Below are 22,037 nucleotides of genomic sequence, written 5' to 3' on the forward strand. Positions count from 1 at the left end.
AATCACCCACGCCAGCAAGGGTACACCGGTCGCACCCAGTTGGTGCATCACAGCGACGGCTCGCATTGGAGCGGGAGGACACTGTCAACAAGCAGTCTTTGTGCCAGGCGTGGCGGAGCCTGACTGGGGACCGGTGGGCCCGAAGGGAATGGGTGTGCTTGTCTCGCAGATCGGGAACATGGGATGTCCTTGTGGTTTTTATGGGCTTTCACAGAGGGGCGTCCCTGCCACGTCGAGGCGGCAGGTGGGCTGTGAAGCGCCCCGAACTGTAGAGACGGCGCGCCGCAAAAACCAATGCCTTTTTGCAAGCGCATCATGCACAAAAAGCATAAATGCCCAGAGCGTCAAACCTCATGCGGAATTTGCATGAAGTTTCAAGGCCTCAGGCAGGATTCGCCATTAGGAAGCGCCACAGCGCTTCGGCGCGGTCCTTGGGCAGATCGCGGCTGGCCCCGGTGGGGCGCTCGCGGTAGGCGCGGACCTCCATGGTGACCTCCAGGCGCGGCGCATCGGGCGGCAGGGCGCTGACCAGGCGGCGCGCGCGCAAGTCCTTTTTGACCGCGCTCAGCGGCAAGAAGGCGATGCCGTGCCCCTCCAGGGCCATGGCCTTGAGGCCCTCGGCCATGTCGGTCTCGTACACCCGGTCCAGGTGGATGGCGGTGCCCGACTGCTTGAGCATGACCTCCACCATGCGGCCCAGGTAGGCGTCGGGGGCGTAGCCCAGGTAGGGCAAGGGCTGGCCTGGGCGGCCCGGCAGCAGGTACTGGGGGCGGCCGTCGGCGTCGGGCTTGACGTAGGGGGACAGCACCTCCTCGCCCAGGCTGACCATCTCGTAACGGTCCGGGTCGATCTGGAAGGGCTGGGAGGGGTGGTAGTAGGCGATCAGCAGGTCACAGCTGCCTTCCACCAGGCGCATCACCGCGTCGTGCACATTGAGCGCGATGAGCCGGCTTTTGAGCGGGCCGAATTTCTCGCGCAGGCTGGACACCCAGGTCGGGAAGAAGGTGAAGGCCAGGGTGTGCGGGACCGCGAACTCGACCACGTCCTTGCCGGCACTGGTGTGGCCGCGCAGCATGGCGCGCGTGGTCTGCAGCGCCTGCAGCATCTCCAGGGACTGGGCGTAAAGGGTCTCGCCCGCCGGGGTCAGGCGGGTGGGGTAAGAGCTGCGGTCCACCAGATCGGTGCCGGCCCATGCTTCCAGCGCCTGGATGCGGCGCGAGAAGGCTGGCTGCGTGACGTGGCGCAGCTGAGCCGATCGGCTGAAGCTGCGGGTCTCGGCCAGGCTGACGAAGTCTTCAAGCCATTTGGTTTCCATGGGGCGCGATTATGAGCACCTTCGGACCCCGCTGACCAGTCGCCCCCGCCACAAAAGCGCGCCGATTCGGCGCCCTTATCAGACCGGCGCCACTGGCCCCTGCCCCGACAGGTGCCCCTGCACATTGGCCAGGAACTGGTCCACCGAGCGCTGCACGGCCTCGGGCGACCAGCCTGCGACGTGCGGGGTCAGGACCACATTCGGCAGCTCGATCAGCTCGGCGGGCGGGCGCGGCTCGCTCTCGTACACATCCAGGCCGGCCGCGCCCAGGCGCCCCTCGCGCAGAGCAGCGGCCAGGGCCGCGGTGTCGACCACACTGCCGCGGGCGATGTTGACCAGGGTGCCGCGCGGGCCCAGGGCTTGCAGCACCTCAGCATTGACCAAATGGCGCGTGGCCGGTCCGCCCGGCGTGGCCACGACCAGGAAGTCAGCCCACGCGGCCAGGGCCGTCAACTGGTCGAAGTAGCGGTAGGCCACGTCGCTGCGCGGGCTGCGGTTGTGGTAGCCGATCTCGATGTCAAAGCCCTCGGCGCGGCGCGCGATCTTGCGCCCGATGCCACCCAGGCCCAGCAGGCCCAGGCGCCGGCCCGACACATTGGGCGGCAGCGGCAGCACGTCGCGCCAAACGCCTTGGCGGGTCTGCTGGTCCAGGTGGGCAATGCCGCGCACCGCGGCCAGCAACAAGCCCATGGCGTGGTCGGCCACGCAGTCTTCGTTGGTGCCGGCGCCCGTGGCCACCACCACGCCGCGTTGCTTGGCATGGGCCACGTCGATGTTTTCATAGCCCGCGCCCAGGGCGCACACCAGGCTGAGCTGGGGCATGGCGTCCATCTCGGCGGCCGTCAAGCCGGTGGCGCCAATGGTCAACACCAGTTGCACGCGGGCGCCGTGCGCCGCCACAGCGGCAGCGCGCTCGGCAGGCGTGGGCGCGTAGATCAGGTCCAGGCTCTGGGCCAACTGGGCACGGTGGCCATCGGTGAGGCCATGCAAAACAAGAAGCAGTGGTTTCATGGGTTCAAGAAGGAGTCAAACAACAAAAATCAGCGCAAGAAGGGCGCGGCGGTCCACAGGCTGCGCCTTGCGGACCACAGCACGCCGGCGGGGCTCATTCCCCACTTTGCTGCAGCGCCCACATGCGCGCGTAACGCCCTTGTCGGGCCAGCAGCTCGGCGTGGGTGCCGCGCTCGATGATTTCGCCGGCCTCCATGACCAGGATCTCGTGCGCGTCCACCACGGTGGAGAGCCGATGCGCGATCACCAGGGAGGTCTTGTTGCGCGCCGCCGTTTGCAGCTCGGCCTGGATGGCGCGCTCGTTGGCCGAGTCCAGTGCCGACGTCGCCTCGTCAAAGATCAGGATGGGCGGGTTCTTCAGCAAGGTGCGCGCGATCGCCACACGCTGCTTTTCGCCGCCGGACAGCTTCAGACCCCGCTCACCGACCAGGGTCTGGTAACCCGCGGGCGAGGCTGCAATGAAGTCATGGATGCGCGCAGCCCGCGCGGCGGCCTCGACCTCGGCCTGGTCACTGCCCGGGTGGCCATAGGCGATGTTGTAGGCCACGGTGTCGTTGAACAGCACCGTGTCCTGCGGCACGATGCCAATCGCCTGGCGCACGCTGGCCTGGGTCACCTGGCGGATGTCCTGTCCGGCGATGGTGATGCGGCCTTGCTGCACGTCATAGAAGCGGTACAGCAGGCGCGCCAGCGTGGACTTGCCCGAGCCCGAGGGCCCGACCACGGCCACCGTCTTGCCCGCCGGGATGACCAGGCTCACGCCCCGCAGGATGGGCCGGCCCTGAGGCCCGGGGTCGTAGGCAAACACCACGTTCTCAAAGCGCAACTCGGGCGCATCGCCGGTCTGCAAGGGCTGGGCCCCGGGCGTGTCGGCAATCTCGCGTTCGCGCGCCATCAGGGTGAACATCTTGTCCAGGTCGGTCAGGCTTTGCTTGATCTCGCGGTAGATCACGCCCAGGAAGTTCAGCGGCACATAGAGCTGGATCATGAAGGCGTTGACCATCACCAGGTCGCCCAGGGTCATGCGCCCGTCCACCACGCCTTGGGTGGCACGCCACAGCATGGCCACCAAACCGATGGCGATGATCAGTTGCTGGCCTGTGTTCAGCAGGGACAGCGTGGTCTGGGCCTTCAGGCGCGCACGGCGCAAGCGCTCCAGGCTTTCGTCGTAGCGGCCGGCCTCGAAACGTTCGTTGTTGAAGTACTTGACGGTCTCGTAGTTGAGCAGCGAATCCACCGCCCGCGTGTGGGCCGCCGAGTCAAACTCATTGGCCTGGCGCCGGTACTGGGTGCGCCACTCGGTGACCAGCACGGTGAAGCTGATGTAGACCGCCAGCGCGGCCACCGTGATCCAGGCAAACCAGACATCGAACTTGATCGCCAGGATGCTCAGCACCAGGGTCACTTCGATCAGCGTGGGCACGATGCTGTAAAGCGAATACGAGATCAGCGACTCGATGCCGCGCACGCCGCGCTCGATGTCGCGCGTCATGCCGCCCGTTTGCCGCTCCAGGTGAAAACGCAGGCTCAGCGCGTGCAGGTGCTCAAAGGTCTGCAAGGCGATGCTGCGCGCCGCGCCCTGCGTGGCCTTGGCGAAGACCAACTCACGCAACTCGGTGAACAGCGAGGTCGACAAGCGCAGGCCGCCATAGGCGAGCAACAGCGCCACCGGCACCACCAGCACAGCCTGGGGGTCGCCGGGTTTGAAGGACAACGCGTCCACCAGGTTCTTCAACAGCACCGGCACGCCCACGTTGGCGGCCTTGGCCCCCACCATGAAGAGCAGCGCGGCCAGCACCCGCCACTTGTACTGCCAGAGGTAAGGAAAAAGCCGGGCCAGGGTTTGCCAGTCCTGGGACCGGGGGGGCGCCGTGGCGGCGCTGGAGGGTGGTGGGGCGGGTTCGCCAGAGCGGCGCATGACGGACAATTCCAGACTGTAGTTTTACCGAGATTGTGCCCATGTCCGACCACCCCTCCACCGAGCGCGACTTTCAGGAACGCCTGCCCCAGAACCAGGAACTGGTGCTGAAGGTGATTCCCATGCCCGCCGACTGCAATGCCAATGGCGACATCTTCGGCGGCTGGGTCATGGCCCAGGTCGACCTGGCGGGTTCGGTGCTGCCCGCGCGCTACGCCCAAGGCCGCATGGCCACAGTGGCGGTCAATGAGTTCATCTTCAAACAGCCGGTGCGGGTGGGCGACATCCTGTCCTTCTATGCGGTGATGGAGCGCATTGGCCGCACCTCGATGACGGTGCGCGTCGAGGTCTATGCCGAGCGCTTCCGCGCCCAAGGCCAGTACATCAAGGTCACCCAGGCCACACTGACCTATGTGGCCATCGACGACCAGGGCCGCCCGCGCCCCATCCCGCGCGACGGCGCCTGAAGCGCCGCGCTTATACACCAGGGCCTGGGCCGGCGGTAGCGCCCTGACCCGGATTGCCAGACGCGGCCGCGCGCCGCACCATCGCGCCATCCACCCCTCCAGCGCCGCCACAGCGACCCCGATCAGGGTTAGCCCCGAGTGTGAAGTCAGCAGGTCGGCCGCTACATTATTTATGCCAAGCAATTGCTTGGCATAAATCATTGGGGAGCCGATGTGCAATTTGTGCAACTGCTGATCAGTGGCATCTCTCAGGGGTGCATCTACGGCCTGATCGCCCTGGGTTTTGTGCTCATCTACAAAGCCACCGAAACCGTCAGCTTCGCCCAGGGCGAGCTGATGATGCTGGGCGCTTTTGCGGGTCTGGGCCTGATGACGGTGCTGGGCTTCCCCTTCTGGCTGGCGGTGCCGGCCAGCGTGGCGGCCATGGCCTTGTTTGGTTTTGTGCTGGAGCGCGCGGTGATCCGCCCCATCCTGGGCCAGCCCGCGTTTTCAGTGGTCATGCTCACCATCGGCATTGGCTACGTGCTGCGCGGCCTGGTGACCATGATCCCCAACATCGGCACCGAAACCCACACCCTGCCCGTGCCCTACAAAGACCTGGCCTGGAGCTGGGCCGGCCTGACCCTGAACGCCGAGCAAGCGGTGGTGATCGCCGCCACCGCCGGCCTCTGTGCCCTGCTGTTTGCGCTGTTCCGCTACAGCGTGCTGGGCATTGCCATGCAGGCCTCCTCGCAGAACCAGCTCGCGGCCTACTACATGGGCATCCCGGTGCAGCGCCTCAACGGCCTGGTCTGGGGCCTGGCCGCGGCGGTGGCCTCGGTGGCCGGCCTGCTGCTGGCACCCATCACCTTTGTGCACGCCAACATGGGCTTCATCGGCTTGAAGGCCTTTCCGGCCGCGGTGGTCGGGGGCTTTGGCAGCCTGCCCGGGGCCATCGTCGGTGGCTTGGTGATTGGCCTGGTCGAATCGCTGGCGGGCTTTTACCTGCCTGAAGGCGTGAAAGACATCGCGGCCTACATCGTGGTGCTGATCATGCTGATGGTGAAGCCCAACGGCCTGTTCGGCGACAAGCTGCGCAAGAAGGTGTGACGCGCATGAACACCCCCTGCCAACTCTGCCCTTCCCCCGCGTTCAGCGCTGCCCCGGTGGCGCGCCCCGGCCAGGAGTTCTGACCCATGCGCTTTCTGTTCAAGACCGACTACGCCCAGGACATCGCCCTGGCCAAACACGGTGGCCATGTGTTCTGGTACAGCACCCTGGTGCTGGCCCTGCTGGGGGCCCCTTGGCTGGTGCCCGAGTACTGGCTGGCCCAGCTCACCTTTGTGCTGATCTACGGCATCGTCGGCCTGGGCCTGATGCTGCTGGCGGGCTTCACCGGCCTGTTCTCGCTGGGGCACGCGGCCTTCCTGGGCGTGGGCGCTTACACGCAGGCGGCGCTGACCGGCATGGGCTGGCCCTTCCCGCTGGCCCTGGCCTGCGCGGCCGGCCTGTCGGCGGCGGTGGGCCTGGTGGTCGGCTTGCCGGCGCTGCGCGTCAAAGGCATTTACCTGGGCATGGCCACGCTGTCCTTTGGTTTCATCGTCGAAGAGGTGTTTGCGCGCTGGGAAAGCGTCACCGGCGGCAACGCGGGCAAGCACCTGAAGGCGCCCGAGATGCTGGGCTGGAAGGCCGACAGCGCGGAGTCCTTCTACTTCATCTGCCTGCTGATCGCCGTGATCAGCACCCTGGGCATCCTGAACCTGCTGCGCTCGCCCACCGGGCGCGCCTTTGTCGCCATCCGCGACTCTGAAATCTCGGCCCAGAGCATGGGCATTCACCTGGCGCGCTACAAGACCTTGTCCTTTGCCTTGTCGGCCGCGCTGGCGGGTGTGGGCGGAGCCCTGTACGCGCACAAGCTGCAGTTCATCTCGCCCGACCAGTTCAACATCCTGCAGTCCATCGACCTGCTGCTGATGATCGTGATCGGCGGTCTGGGCTCGGTGCACGGGGCCTTTTTGGGCGCGCTGTTCCTGATCTCCATGCCGCAGCTGATCGCCCTGTCCAAGGACGCATTGCCCGACGCCATTGGCCAGGCGCCGGGCCTGCAAGGCCTGGTCTACGGCCTGGTGTTGATCGCCTTCGTGCTGTTCGAGCCCATGGGCCTGTATGGGCGCTGGCTCAAGGTGCGGACCTGGCTGCAGATCTTCCCCTTCTACCGCAAGGGCATGTTCAAGCGGCAGAAGACCTTCCAGAAATCTGATCGCTTGAAATGATGCCCCCACGCTCCCCCACTGCGTGTGGGTCGCGGCCCCCCAAGGGGGCCCCGGCCGCCTTGGGGCGGCCCGGCGGCGGCCGGTGTCTGCCCCCACGCTCCCTCACTGCGTGCAGGGCGCTGCCCCCCAAGGGGGCTCCGGTGGCCTTGGGGCGGCCCGGGAGCGTCTTCACCCCTTCACTTGAATCCAGGAGGTTTGGCTGTGAACGATGACATTTTGCTGTCGGCGCGCCAGCTCAGCGTGCGCTTTGGCGGGGTGCTGGCGGTCAACCAGGTGAGCTTTGACGTGCGCCAAGGGGAGGTCTTCACCCTGATCGGGCCCAACGGAGCGGGCAAGACGACGGTGTTCAACCTGATCAGCCGCATCTACACGCCCACCACCGGCGAGATCGACTACCGCGGCCCGGGCGGCGTGCTGCGCCTGACCGATCAAGCGCCGCACCAGATCGCCGGCCTGGGCATTGCGCGCACCTTCCAGAACATCGAGCTGTTCGAACACGCCACGGTGCTGCACAACCTGCTGATCGGGCGCCACACGCACCGGCAAAGCGGGCTGTGGAGCGACCTGTTCTTTGGCCCCCGCACCCGCCAGGCCGAGCTGCAGGCAAGGCGCAAGGCCGAAGAAGTGATCGAGCTGCTGGACCTGCAGCACCACCGCGACTCGATGGTGGCCGGCCTGCCCTATGGCGTGCGCAAAGTGGTTGAGCTGGCGCGCGCGCTCTGCACCGAGCCACGCCTGCTGTTGCTGGACGAGCCGTCATCGGGCCTCAACGTCGAGGAAACCGAAGACATGGCCTTCTGGATCCAGGACATCCAAAAAGAGCTGGGCATCACCGTGCTGATGGTGGAGCACGACATGACCCTGGTCTCGCGCGTGTCCGACCGCGTGCTGGCCATGAACCAGGGCGAGGTGCTGGCCACGGGCAGCCCGCGCGAGGTGCAGACCCACCCCGGTGTGGTCGAAGCCTACCTGGGCACCATCGACGATGTGAGCAACCTGCGCCGCCCCGAGGGCAGCGCCTTTGAAAGGAGTGCGGCATGAGCGCCACCGCCTTGGCCACCCCTCCCAGCGCCCCGGCGGGCGCGGCGGCTAACGCCACCCACGCCGTGCTCAAGCTGCTCAACGTGGAAAGCGCCTACGGGCCGATCAAGGCCATCCGGGGCGTCAGCTTGCAGGTGCGCGAAGGCGAGATCGCCACCGTGCTGGGCTCCAATGGCGCGGGCAAGACCACCATCCTCAAGACCATCTCCGGCATCATCGACCCGCGCAAGGGCTCGATCGAGTTCCGCGGCCAGGACATCACCGCGCAAGACCCGTCGCGGATCGTGCGCCAAGGCCTGTCGCATGTGCCCGAAGGGCGTGAGGTCTTCCCCCTGCTGTCGGTGCACGACAACCTGCTGATGGGCGCCTACACGCGCAGCGACCGCGACGCCGTGGCGCGCGACATCGAGGCCGTGTACGGCTACTTCCCCATCCTGCGCGAGCGCGCCAGCCAGGACGCCGGCCTGCTCTCGGGCGGCCAGCAGCAGATGCTGGCCATCTCGCGCGCCCTGATGGCCCAGCCCGCGCTGATCCTGCTAGACGAGCCCAGCCTGGGCCTGAGCCCCAAGCTGACCAAAGAAATCTTCGAGATCGTGGTGCGCATCAACCGCGAGCGCGGCACCACCCTCTTGCTGGTCGAGCAAAACGCCAACATGGCGCTGAACGCCGCCGACTACGGCTACGTGCTCGAGAACGGCCGCATCGTCATGGAAGACAGCTGTGCCCGCCTGCGCGAGAAGGACGACATCAAGGAGTTCTACCTCGGCATGAAGGACGAAGGCGTGCGCGGCGAGCGGCGCTGGAAGAAGAAGAAAAACTGGAGGTAAGCGGACATGAGCCAACTCTGGAACCTGGGGCACATCCAGCCCCGCACCGAGATCGTGATGCCCGGCGAGACCCTCAGCGCCCTGTTCTGGAACGCCGCCCAGGCGCGCGCCCCCCAGGTGTGGATGCGGCAAAAAGAGCTGGGCATCTGGCGCAGCTGGACCTGGCAGCAAAGCGCAGACGCAGTGCGCGAAGTGGCCGGCGGCCTGATGAGCCTGGGCTTTGCGCCGGGCGACACCGCCTCCATCCTGGCCAACACGGTGATCGAGTGGGTGCTGGCCGACCTGGCTGTGCTCAGCTGTGGCGGTGTGTCCAACGGCATCTACCCCACCGACGCGGCCAGCCAGGTGCATTACCTGTGCGAAGACTCGCGCACCTCGGTGCTGTTCGTGGAAGACGACGAGCAACTGGACAAGGCGCTGGAAGTGCGCGACCAGTTGCCCGGCCTGCGCCACATCGTGGTCTTTGACATGGAAGGCCTGCGCGAGCTGCGTGACCCCGGCGTGATCAGCCTGGACGCGCTGCGCGCCCTGGGCCGCGACTTCAATGCCCAGCACCCCGACGAGCTGATGCGCCGCGTCAAAGCCTGCCGCCCCGAGGACCTGGCCATCCTGGTCTACACCTCCGGCACCACCGGCAAACCCAAGGGCGCCATGCACACCCACGCCGGTCTGGTCTACACCGTGCGCGGCTACAACACCCTGATCTCGCGCGATGAAAACGACGAGGCCATGTGCTTTTTACCGCTGTGCCACATCGCCGAGCGCATGGGCGGCGAGTACTTTTCGCTCTACACCGGCTCCAAACTGAACTTCGTGGAGAACCCCGAAACCGTGCCCGAGAACGTGCGCGAGATCGCCCCCACGGTGTTCACCGCCGTGCCCCGGGTGTGGGAGAAGTTCTACTCCGGCGTGATGATCGCACTCAAGGAGTCCAGCGCCCTGCAGCAGGCGGTCTACGGCTGGGCCATTGGCGTGGGCCGGCAAATAGCCGAGCGCGTGCTGGCCGGCCAGCCCGTGAGCACCAGCCTGAAAGCCCAGTTCACCCTGGCGCGCTGGCTGGCCCTGAACAATGTGCGCAAGATGATCGGCATCCACCGCGCCCGCTTCCTGGTCACGGGGGCGGCGCCCATCTCGCCCGAGCTGGTCAAGTGGTACCTGGCCCTGGGCGTGCCCATGCTCGAGGTCTGGGGCATGACCGAAACCTGCGGCGCCGCCACCGGCGTGCCCGCCCACCGCATCAAGCCGGGCTCGATCGGGCCGGCTGCGAGCTACAACGAGGTGCGCATCGACCCCGCCACCGGCGAGATCCAGGTGCGCGGCCCCAACGTCTTCAAGGGCTACCTGAACCAGCCCGAGAAGACCGCTGAAACCATCAGCCCCGACGGCTGGTTGCACACCGGCGATGTGGGCGTGATCGAGGACGACGGCTACCTGCGCATCACCGACCGCATGAAGGACATCATCATCACCGCGGGCGGGAAGAACATCACGCCCAGCGAGCTGGAAAACGAACTCAAGTTCTCGCCCTTCATCACCGACGCGGTGGTCATCGGTGACCGCCGCCCCTACCTGACGGTGATCATCATGATCGACCAGGAAAACGTCGAGAAGTATGCCCAGGACCACGACGTGCCCTTCAGCAACTACGCCAGCCTGACCCGCGCCCCCGAGGTGCAGGCGCTGATCCAGAGCGTGCTCGACCAGGTCAATACCCAGTTCGCCCGCGTCGAGCAGATCAAGAAGTTCTTCCTGCTCGACACCCAGCTCAGCGCCGAGGACGAAGAGCTGACGCCGACCATGAAGCTCAAACGCAAGCTGGTCGAGAAAAAGTACACGGCCCAGATCGAGGCCATGTACCGCTGAGGCCCATCGCCGCCCAGCAGCCCCACGCCACCCCCTTCCACGCCCAACCCTTCTTTCCCAGGAGCCTTCCCGATGCGTCCCACCCCGACCCGTACCGCCCTCGCCCTGAGCCTGTCCCTGCTGGCCGGCAGCGCCCTGGCCCAAAGCCAGGGGGTGAGCAAAGAAGAAATCCTGCTGGGCAGCATCCAGGACCTGTCCGGCCCCTTGGCCGGCTACGGCAAGCAGGCGCGCAATGGCATGCAGCTGCGCGTCGAAGAAATCAATGAGCAAGGCGGCATCCACGGCCGCAAGCTGCGCCTGCTGGTGGAAGACTCGGGCTACGACCCCAAGAAGGCCGTGCTGGCCGCGCAGAAGCTGGTCAACCAGGAGAAGATCTTCCTCATGGCCGGCCACATCGGCACGGCGCAGAACAACGCCGCCATGCCCGTGCAGTTCGACAAGAACGTGGTCAACTTCATGCCCCTGACCGCCGCACGCGAGATGTACGAGCCCACGCACAAGCTCAAGTACGCCTTCCTCAGCGCCTACTACGACCAGATGCGCATTGCCGTGCCCCGCCTGGCCCAAGAGAAAAACGCCAAGAAGGTCTGCGCCATCTACCAAGACGATGAGTTTGGCCTCGAGGTGCTGCGCGGCGCCGAGGCCGGTGTCAAAAGCATGGGCACCGAACTGGCTGAGAAAACCTCGTTCAAGCGCGGTGCCACCGACTTCTCGTCCCAGGTGGCGCGCATGAAGGCGGCCAACTGCGAGCTGGTGGTGCTGGGCACCATCATCCGCGAGACCATTGGCACCATCGCCGAGGCGCGCAAGACCGGCTTCAACCCCACCTTCCTGGGCTCGGTCGCGGCTTACACCGACCTGATCCACAAGCTGGGCGGCAAGTCCATGGACGGCCTGTACGCCACCATGACGGTGCAAAACCCCTACCTGGACGAGGCGGCCCAGCCGATCCGCTTCTGGGCCACCAAGTACCGCACCAAGTTCAATGAAGACCCGGCCGTGTTCTCGGCCTATGGCTACACCTTGATGGACTTGTTCATTCGCGGAGCCCAGAAGGCCGGCCCCAACCTGAGCACCGACAGCTTTGTGAAGGCCATGGACAGCCTGACCGTGCCCACCGACATCTTCGGCAGCCCCGAGCTGAGCTACACCGCCACCAAGCGCCTGGGCAATGACTCGTCACGCCTGTCGCAGCTGCAGGACGGCAAGTGGAAGGTGGTGTCGGGCTACTTCCGCTGAGGCCCCACGGCCCCGGGGGCCAGGATCGTCCAGCCCAAAAAAAAGGCGCCCCCAGGGGCGCCTTTTGTGTTTGGCGGGCGCTTCAGCGCGGCACCACCATTGCCGCCAAGGCCTTGGCGGCCGTGGCGCGCGAGAAGTACTGCTCAATGTTGGCGCGGCCGTTGGCGGCCAGGGTGTTCCAGAGCGACTCGTCCTGGTACAGGCGCACGATTTCATCGGCAAAGGCCTGAGGCGAATCGGCCACCAGCAAGTCCACACCGGCGCGCAGGCTCATGCCTTCGGCAGCGACCACCGTCGCCACCACGGGCAGGCCGTAGGCCATGGCCTGGTTGATCTTGCCCTTGACGCCCGCACCGTAGCGCAGCGGCGCCAGCGAGACGCGGGCGCTGTCGATCAGCGGGTCCACGTCCTCGACATAGCCATGCACGATGATGCCGTCGCCCTCCAGCGCCTTGATCGCTGGCGGCATGTGGCTGCCCACCACGGTGAAGGTCAGCTCAGGCAGGCGCGGCCGCAGCAGAGGCCAAACCTCGCCCACAAACCACTCCACCGCATCGATGTTGGGCGGGTGGCGGAAGCCACCGATGAACAGCAGGCCTTCGCGCTCGGCGTAGCCGGGGCCGCCCGGGCGCACTTCGTGGATGTTGGACACCACGCGGATCTGGGCCCCCGGGGTCTCGGTGGCCAGCACCTCCACCTCGACCGGGCTGGTCACCACGGTGATGTCGCACTGACGGATCACGCCCAGCTCTTGCTCGCGCGTCTTGCGCGAGATGGCCATGAGGCTTTCCGAGTTTTCCAGCTCGGCCAGGCGCTGCTCCCGCAGGTAGTGCAAGTCCACCGTGTCGAACACGATGGTGGCCTGCGGCGCCCACTCCCGGATGCGGCCCATGTAGGGCGCTGCGATGTAGTGGCGGCAGAACATGATGGTGTCGTACAGCTTGCCGCGCTGCTCCAGCAACTCGGCCACCGACTGGATGTAGGGGCTGAACCAGACCTCCACGCCAATGCGCTGCAACTGACCCACATAGGGCTGGCGGCATTCGAGGTTGTCGGCCACAAAGCTGACCTTGAAGCCTTGCTCGACCAGCAGCTCCAACATGGCCAGCATGCGCACCGAGCCCGAGTCCTGGTCGGGCGTGATCATGCAGGCCTCGACGATCAGGATGCGGCCGCGCGCCGGGCGGTCCACTTCGCGCAGCGGCTCCATGCCATTGAGGCGGTGCGACTTGAGCACCGGCAGCCAGCGCTTGAGGAAGACCTCGCGGTTAATCACCTGGTGGCGCTTCATGCCCTGGGTTTCATCGGTGCCCGAGCTGATGCCCTCGTAGTGCACGATGGTGGCTTGCGGTTGGTAGTACACGCGCTTGCCGGCCGCGCGGATGCGGAAGGCCAGATCGGTGTCTTCGTAGTAAGCCGGGGTGTAGGCGCGGTCGAAACCCTCCAGGGCGTCCCAGTCGCTGCGGCGGATCAGCAGGCAGGCGCCCGAGCAGTAATCTGCCTCGCGCAGGTAGTTGTAGATTGGGCGGTCCGGGTCGTCGCCGCGGCCCCAGTTCCAGGCCGAGCCGTCTTGCCACACGATGCCACCGGCTTCTTGCAGCGTGCCATTGGGGTAGATCAGGCGTGCACCGACCAGGCCCGCATCGGGGCGCTGCTCGAACACCGAGTGCAAGGCCTCCAGCCAGCCGGCGGTGACCTGGGTGTCGTTGTTGAGCATGACCAGCATCTCGCCCCGGGCGATGTCGGCACCGTGGTGGCAGCTGCCGATGAAGCCCAGGTTCTGCGGGTTGCGCACAAAGCGCACGCCCTGGATGTCAGGCAAGGCCTCGGACACCGGGTGCGGCGAGGCGTCGTCCACCACGATCACTTCGACGTCCGACAGGTCGGTGTGCTCACCCAGGCTCTTGAGGCAGTTGAAGGTGTACTGGTGCTGCTCGTAGACCGGGATGACGATCGAAAAGCGCGGGCGCTTGGCGTCCGGGCAGGTCGGCAGGCTCAGCGGGCCCAGGCCCAGCATTTCAGGCATGGGGCGCGGTGTCGGCTGGTAGACCGGGGGATTGAGCCGGTCCCGGATGCGGCGGGCCACGGCGCGCGGGCCTTCGTTGCGCAGCATGGACAGCAGCATCGGCGTGCGCTCGATGCCACGCACCAGCAGGCGGCGGGCTGTGCCCAGGCGCTGGCGGCTCTTCTTGGTCAGGGCCCCGACGCTGCGCAGCGGAGCGGTGACGCGCCAGGAGGTGCTTTGCTCCAGCTCGATGATGCGGGCCTGGCCGCGGCGCAGGTCTTGCTGGCTGGCTTCAAAGGCCGACTGCTGCGCCTGCAACTCACCACGCGCAGTCCGCAGGTGCACATTCAGCTCGGCCTGAATATGGCCCGCCGACTCCAAACGCTGGCGCAGGTCGTTTTGCACATTGGCCGCAGCATCCAATTGCTGACGCAACTCCGATTGCGCGCGGAGCTCGGCATCCAACTGCTGGCGCAGTTCAGTCTGCGCCCGCACGGAAGCATCCAGTTGTTGACGCAATTCCACCTTGGCTCCGGCGGCAACATCCAGGCGCCCCAACAGGTCGGACTGCACCGTGGCGGCCGCGTCCAGGCGGCCCAGCAGATTGGCCTGGGTGTTGGCAGCGGCGTCCAGGCGACCCAACAGGTCCGCTTGCACGGCGGCGGCGGCGTCGAGCCGGCCGCGCAAGTCGGCCTGCACACTGACCGCCGTGTCCAGCAGATCGCTCCAGTGGATGCCGGCGCGCTCGGTGTGCATCTTCAAGACGGCCACGTCGCGGTCCAGTTCCACCAGGCGCTGGCGCAACACCGTGCGGGCATGCCGGTGGCCGCTGGACACCCCGTAGTCAAACAAAGCCTGCAGCGTCAAGTCGGGCTCGGGCTTGGGGCTGGTCAGCACCGCCGCCAGGGCCTGGGCGTCGTCACCGCGCACCGGCACAGGCTGGGCCAGGACCGGCGCCAGCAAGGTCTGGGCATAGGCTTGGCGGCGCTGGGCTTGGCCTTCGGCCTGGGGCCATGCGGCGCTCAGGTCGGCCGGCGCGGGGAGCAGCGAGCCCTTGGCCATGCGCAGCAGGGCCTGCAACCAGGCGTCCGCCGAGCTGTCGGCGTCCATCAGCACGGCGCCGGGGTGGGCCTGCAGTCGCTCCACCAGGGCGCCACGCGCGCTGGCCAGGATGGGCAGGCCCGAGGCCATGGCCACGTCCAGGGTGTAGCAGTGGGTTTCAGGGAAGGGGCCGGGGTACCAGATCGCATCCACCCGCTCCAGCGCCAGCAGCGCCGGCAGGTCCGGGTCGTGGTAGGTGCCACGCACCTGCACGGGCAGGTCCGGCCACTCTTCCAGCGGGGTTTCGGCGCTGCCCAGCAGGGTGAAGGTGACGGGCAGCGTGTGTTCGCGCGCACGCTCGGCCGTGAGGCGCAAGACCTCCAGGCCCTTGATGCGCGACAGCCCGCCCAGCACGGCGACCTTGAAGTCAGCCCGGGGGGCTTCCAACCAGTCGGCGCGCGGAGGGTGGGGCAGGACCGTGATCTGCAGATCCGGGTAGTGCGCGTTCACACGCTGCGCCACAAACTGGGACGGCGCCAGCAAGCGCGAGGCGGCCCCCAGGAAGGTGTGCAGGCGCTCGCGCCACTCGACGATCGACCAGCCCCAGGCGTGGGGACGCGACTGCACGCAACGCTGGCAAGCGGCTTGTTCGGGCTCGCCGCAATAGCCGCCGCGCGGGCTGGACAGGTTGTAGCGGGGGCAGTAGGCCAGGTAGTCGTGCAGCGTGACGTCGTAAGGCGTGCCCAGGGCGGCGGGCAGGCCCAGCACCTCGGGGGCAAAACCATCCACATGGTGCACCTGGAGCCGGCTGTAGCCTCGGCTGCGCAGGGCTTCACTCAGCCGCGGCCAGTCGGTGGCGTCCAGCACCCGATCGGCTTGGCCTGGGGTGCTCAGACGCACCAGGCCCTCGCCGGCAGGGCGCAGCACATCGACCTCAACGGTGGCACCCAGCAGGACCAACAGGTCCGAAACATGGCTGGCCACACCGCCGCCCAGCGCGTGGCTCAGGAGCAGGATGCGGTGGAGGGGGACCACCACAGCGGGCGTCATATCGTTTTCCGTGGTCGACAAAGCAGAGAACCCTTCAAGATCAAATGCGACGGTGTCGATGCCAAACAGCGGACTCAGCGGGCCCGGGACCCGCCCTGACCCACACGCTTTTGGCGATCAAACCGGGAATTGTAAGGTGTTGGACTGGACAGTCTTCCCCCTGGGGCACGGCCCCAAAGCCCTATTTCGAGGCGGCTGGCGCAGCGGTCTCCGCCGCCGGCGCGGGGGGCTCGGCCTGGGCCGGGTGCAGGGCCAGGGCCGGGCTGATCACCTGGCCGTCCAGGCCCAGAGAGCGGATGAAACTGCCGTCGGCCCACTCGGCGTAGCGCCAGTCGCCCTCGGCGCGCACCACGCCTTCGGGCGCTTGCAGCTCTTGCACCGGCACATGGCGCAGGGCGGTGCTCATGTAGTCGATCCAGGCCGGCAGGGCCAGGGCCGAGCCGGAGGAACGGCTGCCCAGGCTCTTGGGCGTGTCGTGCCCCACCCAGACCACGGCCACCAAACCGGGCTGGAAGCCGGCAAACCAGGCATCGACCACGTCGTTGGTGGTGCCGGTCTTGCCATACAGGTCGGGACGTTTGAGCGTGGCCTGGGCACGCGCAGCCGTGCCCACGCGGGTCACGTCCTGCAACAGGCTGGCCACCAGGAAGGTGTTGCGCGCGGGCACCACGCGCTCGCCGTCGGCCAGGCTTTGCTCCGGGGCCTCGAACACGGTCTGGCCCTGCGCGTCGGTGATGCGGCGGATCCACTGCGGCTTGAGCCGGTAGCCCCCGTTGGCCAACACGCCATAGGCCGTGGCCAGTTGCAGCGGGTTGGTGCTGCCGCTGCCCAGGGCCTGGGTCAGGTTGTCGGGTTGGCGCTCGGGGTCGAAACCGAAGCGGCTGGTCCATTCGCGCGCCGCGTTCGGGCCCAGCAGTTGCAGCAGGCGGATCGACACCAGGTTCTTGGAGCGCGCCAGCGCGGTGCGCAGGCTGATCGGGCCGTCGGTGCTGCCGTCGTCGTTTTGCGGGTCCCAGTCGCCGACATTGGTCAGCGGGGCGTCGTTGATCACGGTCTCGGGCTGCACACCGTTCTCGATCGCGCCGGAGTAGATGAAAGGCTTGTAGCTGGAGCCCGGCTGGCGCCAGCCCTGGGTGACGTGGTTGAACTGGTTGCGGTGAAAGTCAAAGCCCCCCACCAGCGCGCGCACCTCGCCGTTGTGTGGGTCCAGCGAGACCAGGGCGCCTTCGGCCTCAGGCCACTGGGTCAACACCCAGTTCTTGCCTTGTTGCAGGGCGCGCAGCACGGCGCCGCGGCGTACGCGCAGTTTGTTCGGGGCATTGGTGGCCAGGCCAGGCTGGACCTGGCGCAGGGCCGCGCCGTCGAGGTGCAGCACCTCGCCCGAGGCCAACACCACGGTCACGGCCTTGGGCGAGGCCTGGGTGACGATGGCCACGCGCAGCTCTTCGTCGTCGTCAAAGTCAGACAGGGCCTGGGCCACCGCCGGGTCCTGGTCGTCCAGGTCCGCGGCCAGCTTTTCTTCGCCCTCGGGGCCGCGCCAGGGTTGGCGCAGCTCGCGCTCCAGCAGGGTGCGGCGCAGCGCCTTGTAGGCGGCCTCCTGGTCGGCCGCGCGCAAGGTGGTGGTGACGCGCAGGCCCGTGGTGTAGCTCAGCTCGCCATATTGGGCGTAGACCTGCTGACGCGCCATCTCGGCCACGTACTCGGCGTGCACATCGACCTCGTTGAGGCGGCGGATGCTGAGCTTTTGCGCCTTGGCCGCCTGGTACTGGTCCTCGTCGATCACGCCTTGCGAACGCATGCGCGACAAAGCCACCAGCTGGCGCGCCCGGGCGCGCTCAAAGTTGCGGATCGGGTTCACAAAATAGGGGTTCTGCGGAAGACCTGCCAGCATGGCGCACTCCGCTGGGCTCAGTGCCGACAGGGTCTTGCCAAAGTAAGTCTGTGCCGCCGCTTCAAAACCATAGGCGCGCGAGCCCAGGTAGATCTGGTTCATGTACAGCTCCAGCACCTGGTCCTTGCTGAGCTGGGACTCGATCTTCAAGGACAGCAGCGCCTCCTTGAACTTGCGGTCCAGGCTGCGCGAGCGGTTCAAGAAGAAGGTGCGCGCCACCTGCTGGGTGATGGTCGAGGCCCCCTGGATGCGCCCGCCGCTGAAGATGGAGCCCAAGGCCCGCACGATGCCAATCGGGTCAATGCCGTGGTGGCTGTAAAAGCGCGAGTCTTCCACCGCCAGCAGGCTGTCCTTCATGAGCTGGGGAATCTGGTCGATGCGCTGGTAGACCCGGCGCTCGCTGCCAAAACCGCCTATCTCCACGCCATCGGCGGTGTAGACGCGCAAGGGCTGCTTGGGCTGGTAATTGGACAGCGCCGAGGTGTCCGGCAGCTGCGGGTACAGCAGCACGCCCGCCACCAAGATCAGCACCACCAGCGCAGCGCCCAGGCCCGCCAGGCCGAGCAGCACACCCCGCCAATGGGCCTTCAACCAGACCGGGAGGTCTGCCAGCTTGAATGAGGCAAAAGAAGGTAGACGCATGCGGGGGCTTGCAGGCAAAGCCGCCATTATCGGCATGTGGACGCCATCCTAGGGAAAGTGCCGGTGTTGCCCACCCCAGCCCCCCGTATAACGAAGGCTCCACACCAGGAGACCCCCATGAAGAGATGTTGGATTCCCGCACTGACCCTGCTGGCCGTCTCGGCTGGCCCCACTTGGGCGCAAAGCCAGGGGGTCAGCAAAGACACCATCGTGATCGGCTCCATCCAGGACCTGTCGGGGCCCTTGGCGGGCTTTGGCAAGCAAGACCGCCTGGGCATGATGCTGCGGGTGGACGAGATCAACGAACAAGGCGGCATCCACGGCCGCAAGATCAAGCTCCTGATCGAGGACTCGGGCTACGACCCCAAAAAGGCCGTGCTGGCAGCGCAAAAGCTGGTCAACCAGGACAAGATCTTCGCCATGGTGGCTCACATCGGCACCGCGCAGAACCTCGCCGCCATGCCGGTGCAGTTTGAAAAGAACGTGCTCAACTTCTACCCCATCACCGCCGCGCGCGAGATGTACGAGCCCTTCCACCGCCTGAAGTACTCCTTCGCAGCCACCTACTACGACCAAATCCGCCTGGCCGCCCCCAAGCTGATGCAGGAAAAGAACGCCAAAAAGATCTGCACCCTGTACCAAGACGACGAGTTCGGCCTGGAAGTCATGCGCGGCGGCGAGGCGGCGCTCAAGGCCCAGGGCCGTGAGTTCGCCGAAAAAACCTCCTACAAGCGTGGCGCCACGGACTTTTCTTCGCAAATCGCCAAGCTCAAAGCCGCCGACTGCGACTTCGTGGTGCTGGGCACCATCATCCGCGAGACCATCGGCGCCATTGGCGAAGCGCGCAAGACCGGCTTCAACCCCACCTTTTTGGGCTCCAGCGCGGCCTACACCGACCTGATCCACAAGCTGGGCGGCAAACCCATGGACGGCTTGTACGCCACCATGACCGTGCAACACCCTTACCTGGATGAGGCCTCCCAGCCGCTGCGCTTCTGGGCCAACAAATACAAGACCAAGTTCAACGACGACCCCACGGTGTTCTCGGTCTACGGCTACCTGGCGGTGGACGCCTTTGCCCGCGCCGCGCAGAAGGCCGGTCCCAACCTGAGCACCGACAGCTTCATCAAGGCCATGGACACCATGGTCAACCCGCCCGACATCTTCGGCAGCCCCGAGTCCAGCTTCGGCCCGCAAAAGCGCCTGGGCAATGACTTGAGTCGGCTGTCCCAAATCCAGGACGGCAAATGGAAAGTGGTGTCGGACTATGTGAAGCCCTGAGGGGCTGGGGGCCCGACCGCCGCGAACCGCCATCAGCGGCAGCACCCGATATCAACCAAAAGGCCAACCCGTGGGTTGGCCTTTTGCGTGGGGAGGGGGACTGACGGAGCACCAGGTACAAAACCGGCTGCGCTCCGCACGGAGACTCACCAATTGTTGTCGTCCGAGCCCCCAGCGTCGCCGCTGCTGTCCCAGGAGTCCGACGAGCCACTGCCAGCATCGAAGGCGCCGTAGTCGGGCGGGTTGTCGATGGGGGTGTAGCCGCCGCTGGTGTCGTTCACGCTGTGGCCACTGCCCGACTGGGACCCCGAGCCTGCACTGCCGCTGCTGCGATCGTCACCATGCTCCAGCACCTTGGCCAGGCCGTAGCCGGCGGCAGCACCGGCCAAGCCGCCCAACACCACACCGCCAATGCCAGGGCCCGACGAGGCGGGCGCACCATAGCCTGGCTGGCCATAACCAGGTTGACCATAGACCGGAGGCTGGCCGTAGCCCGGCGCCGTGGGAGCGCGGCCAAAGCCGTTGCCCCCCATGGCGGCACCGGCACCGGCGCCCACTCCGGCACCCGCCATGGCCGGGGCCGGCGGGGTCAGCACGCGCGAAGCGATCTTCCAGACCACGAACAGCACACCGCCGGCGATCACGAGGTAAAACCAGGGAAAGCCCCCGCCCGAGGCCGGCGCGCTGGCCGGGGACTTGCTCACCGGGGCCGGGGTGGCGGCCGGCGTGTTCAGCGGCGCCCCCGCGCTGGCGCTGCTGCTGGCTGGCGAGGACAGGGCGGGCTTGTTGTCAGACAGCGGGATCTTGTCGAGCAGGTTGCGGAAACGCTGCGGGTCGGATGCGAACTTGAGGCTGGGGTCCAGGCGCTGGGCTTCCAGCAGGGCCTGGCGGGCGTCGCCGTTGCGGCCTTCGCGGGCCAGCACTTCACCCAGCTGGTAATGGGCCTTGGCGCTGTTGGGTTTTTCTTTGAGCACCTCGCGCAGCAGGGTCTCGGCCTGGCGGTACTCGCCGGCATTGACGGCTTGCTCAATGTCTTTGGGGGTGGGCAGGGCCCAGGCGAACGAGGCGGCCAGCACCAGGGCCAGGCCAGCCAGCCAGTGGCGACCACGGTGTGCGCCCATACGGGCCGACAAAAAAGACGGGGCGGTCAACATGGATCAGAACTCCTTCAGAGGACAGGCCGGCCCGCCGCAGCATGCAACGGGAGCCAGCCCGCATTCTCAACGCCATATGGAGCGCCACAGCCAACAAACAAGACCCTGAAGAACTAATTTACAAGTGCGCCTGGGGAGGCGGCGGCCGGTGCCAGGCCCAGGATCTGGCGCGCCTCGGACGGACTGGCCACCTCGCGCCCGGCCTCCCGGGCGTAGCGCGCCAGCTGCTCGATCAGCGGGCCGTTGCTGCGCACCTTCTCGCCATCGGGCAGGTAGAACGTGTCTTCCAGGCCGCTGCGCAGGTGCCCGCCCAGCTCGGCGGTGCGGCGGTGCACGGGCCAGATCTCGGCGCGGCCGATCACCGTGCTTTGCCAGGGCGCGCCCGGCAGCTTGAGCTTGAGCAGGATCGGCAGCAGCTCCGGGTCGGCCGGCATGCCCGAGGCCACGCCCATGACAAAGTTGTACTCGGGCAGGCCGGTGTACAGCCCGGTCTGCACATACATCTCGACGCAGCGCACGATGCCCACATCAAAGCACTCGAACTCGGGCTTGGTGCCGGTCTCGTGCATCACGTCGATGAAGTCCTTCACCTTGGCGGGCGGGTTGTCGAACAGCATCGGTGGCCAGGCCCAGCGCCCGTCGGCGCGCACCTTGAGGTAGTTGAGCGAGCCCGCGTTGCAGGCCGCCATCTCGGGCCGGGTGGCGCGCAGGCAGTCCAGCGGGCCCTGGTAGTCGGGGCCGACCACGCCGGTGGTCTGGTTGATGATCAAGCCGGGGCAGGCCTCGCGCATGGCCTCGGTGCAGGCCAGGGCCACGGCCGGGTCCCAGCTCGGCAGGTGGCCGCGGCCCGGGTTTTGATCGCGGAAGTGCACATGCACCACCGAGGCGCCGGCGTCGTAGGCACGGCGCGCCTCGGCGGCCAACTCGGCTGGGCTGACCGGCACGGCGTGCTGGCCCGGGTCGGTCAAAACGCCGGTGATGGAACAGGTGATGATGGCCTTGTCGCTGGGGCTCATGGGTGTCTCCTTCGGGATGAAACA

The 22,037-nt window shown here is 66.9% G+C and carries 15 protein-coding genes; 8 read left to right on the forward strand and 7 right to left on the reverse strand.

All coding sequences use genetic code 11. From position 1 onward, the window contains the following. Positions 1-382: 382 nt before the first annotated feature. From PSQ39_RS00525 to PSQ39_RS00535, 3 genes are all read right to left on the reverse strand, one after another. On the reverse strand, positions 383-1,315 hold the full coding sequence (locus PSQ39_RS00525; RefSeq protein ID WP_273924643.1) for a LysR substrate-binding domain-containing protein: 933 nt from the start codon (positions 1,313-1,315) through the stop codon (positions 383-385). Between the two features lie 78 nt (positions 1,316-1,393). Beyond that, entirely contained in the window at positions 1,394-2,326 is a 933-nt protein-coding gene (locus PSQ39_RS00530) for a 2-hydroxyacid dehydrogenase (RefSeq protein WP_273924644.1), read from the reverse strand. Between the two features lie 94 nt (positions 2,327-2,420). Beyond that, on the reverse strand, positions 2,421-4,244 hold the full coding sequence (locus PSQ39_RS00535; RefSeq protein ID WP_273924645.1) for an ABCB family ABC transporter ATP-binding protein/permease: 1,824 nt from the start codon (positions 4,242-4,244) through the stop codon (positions 2,421-2,423). A 41-nt stretch (positions 4,245-4,285) separates the two neighbouring features. On the opposite strand from PSQ39_RS00535, the gene PSQ39_RS00540 reads away from it, so the two are divergent. The 7 genes from PSQ39_RS00540 to PSQ39_RS00570 all read left to right on the forward strand — a co-directional run bounded on the left by PSQ39_RS00540 (position 4,286) and on the right by PSQ39_RS00570 (position 11,933). Then, a complete protein-coding gene (locus tag PSQ39_RS00540) occupies positions 4,286-4,711 on the forward strand; it encodes an acyl-CoA thioesterase (RefSeq protein ID WP_273924646.1) in 426 nt (141 codons plus the stop codon). 213 nt (positions 4,712-4,924) lie between these two features. Further along, complete coding sequence (locus PSQ39_RS00545; RefSeq protein WP_273924647.1) at positions 4,925-5,800, forward strand: branched-chain amino acid ABC transporter permease; 876 nt, start codon at positions 4,925-4,927, stop codon at positions 5,798-5,800. An 86-nt stretch (positions 5,801-5,886) separates the two neighbouring features. Beyond that, positions 5,887-6,963 carry a branched-chain amino acid ABC transporter permease gene (locus PSQ39_RS00550; protein WP_273924648.1) on the forward strand — a complete coding sequence of 359 codons (1,077 nt, stop codon included), beginning with the start codon at positions 5,887-5,889 and terminating at the stop codon, positions 6,961-6,963. A 201-nt stretch (positions 6,964-7,164) separates the two neighbouring features. Beyond that, entirely contained in the window at positions 7,165-8,004 is an 840-nt protein-coding gene (locus tag PSQ39_RS00555; protein WP_273924649.1) for an ABC transporter ATP-binding protein, read from the forward strand. Further along, positions 8,001-8,831: an ABC transporter ATP-binding protein gene (locus PSQ39_RS00560; protein WP_273924650.1), complete on the forward strand. Its 831-nt coding sequence runs from the start codon at positions 8,001-8,003 to the stop codon at positions 8,829-8,831. Before PSQ39_RS00555 ends, PSQ39_RS00560 begins: the two co-directional genes overlap by 4 nt. Positions 8,832-8,837: 6 nt before the next feature. Beyond that, positions 8,838-10,694, forward strand: coding sequence for an AMP-dependent synthetase/ligase (locus tag PSQ39_RS00565; protein WP_273924651.1), 1,857 nt, complete (start codon positions 8,838-8,840; stop codon positions 10,692-10,694). Positions 10,695-10,766: 72 nt separating this feature from the next. Continuing rightward, positions 10,767-11,933, forward strand: coding sequence for an ABC transporter substrate-binding protein (locus tag PSQ39_RS00570; protein WP_273924652.1), 1,167 nt, complete (start codon positions 10,767-10,769; stop codon positions 11,931-11,933). Positions 11,934-12,015: 82 nt separating this feature from the next. On the opposite strand, the gene PSQ39_RS00575 is transcribed toward PSQ39_RS00570, so the two are convergent. Further along, the gene (locus tag PSQ39_RS00575; protein WP_273924653.1) at positions 12,016-16,029 is read right to left on the reverse strand and encodes a glycosyltransferase; all 4,014 of its coding nucleotides are present in this window, start codon (positions 16,027-16,029) and stop codon (positions 12,016-12,018) included. Positions 16,030-16,210: 181 nt separating this feature from the next. Beyond that, entirely contained in the window at positions 16,211-18,562 is a 2,352-nt protein-coding gene (locus tag PSQ39_RS00580) for a penicillin-binding protein 1A (protein ID WP_273924654.1), read from the reverse strand. 117 nt (positions 18,563-18,679) lie between these two features. Between PSQ39_RS00580 and PSQ39_RS00585 the strand changes: the two genes are divergently transcribed. Continuing rightward, complete coding sequence (locus tag PSQ39_RS00585) at positions 18,680-19,843, forward strand: ABC transporter substrate-binding protein (protein ID WP_273924655.1); 1,164 nt, start codon at positions 18,680-18,682, stop codon at positions 19,841-19,843. A gap of 146 nt (positions 19,844-19,989) precedes the next feature. Here the strand turns inward: PSQ39_RS00585 and PSQ39_RS00590 are convergent, their stop codons facing one another. After that, on the reverse strand, positions 19,990-20,997 hold the full coding sequence (locus tag PSQ39_RS00590) for a tetratricopeptide repeat protein (protein ID WP_273924656.1): 1,008 nt from the start codon (positions 20,995-20,997) through the stop codon (positions 19,990-19,992). Between the two features lie 113 nt (positions 20,998-21,110). Further along, the gene (locus PSQ39_RS00595; RefSeq protein ID WP_273924657.1) at positions 21,111-22,013 is read right to left on the reverse strand and encodes a BKACE family enzyme; all 903 of its coding nucleotides are present in this window, start codon (positions 22,011-22,013) and stop codon (positions 21,111-21,113) included. Positions 22,014-22,037: the final 24 nt, after the last annotated feature.

The sequence above is a fragment of the Curvibacter microcysteis genome, from assembly GCF_028649455.1.
GTDB classification, from domain to species: domain Bacteria; phylum Pseudomonadota; class Gammaproteobacteria; order Burkholderiales; family Burkholderiaceae_C; genus Curvibacter; species Curvibacter microcysteis.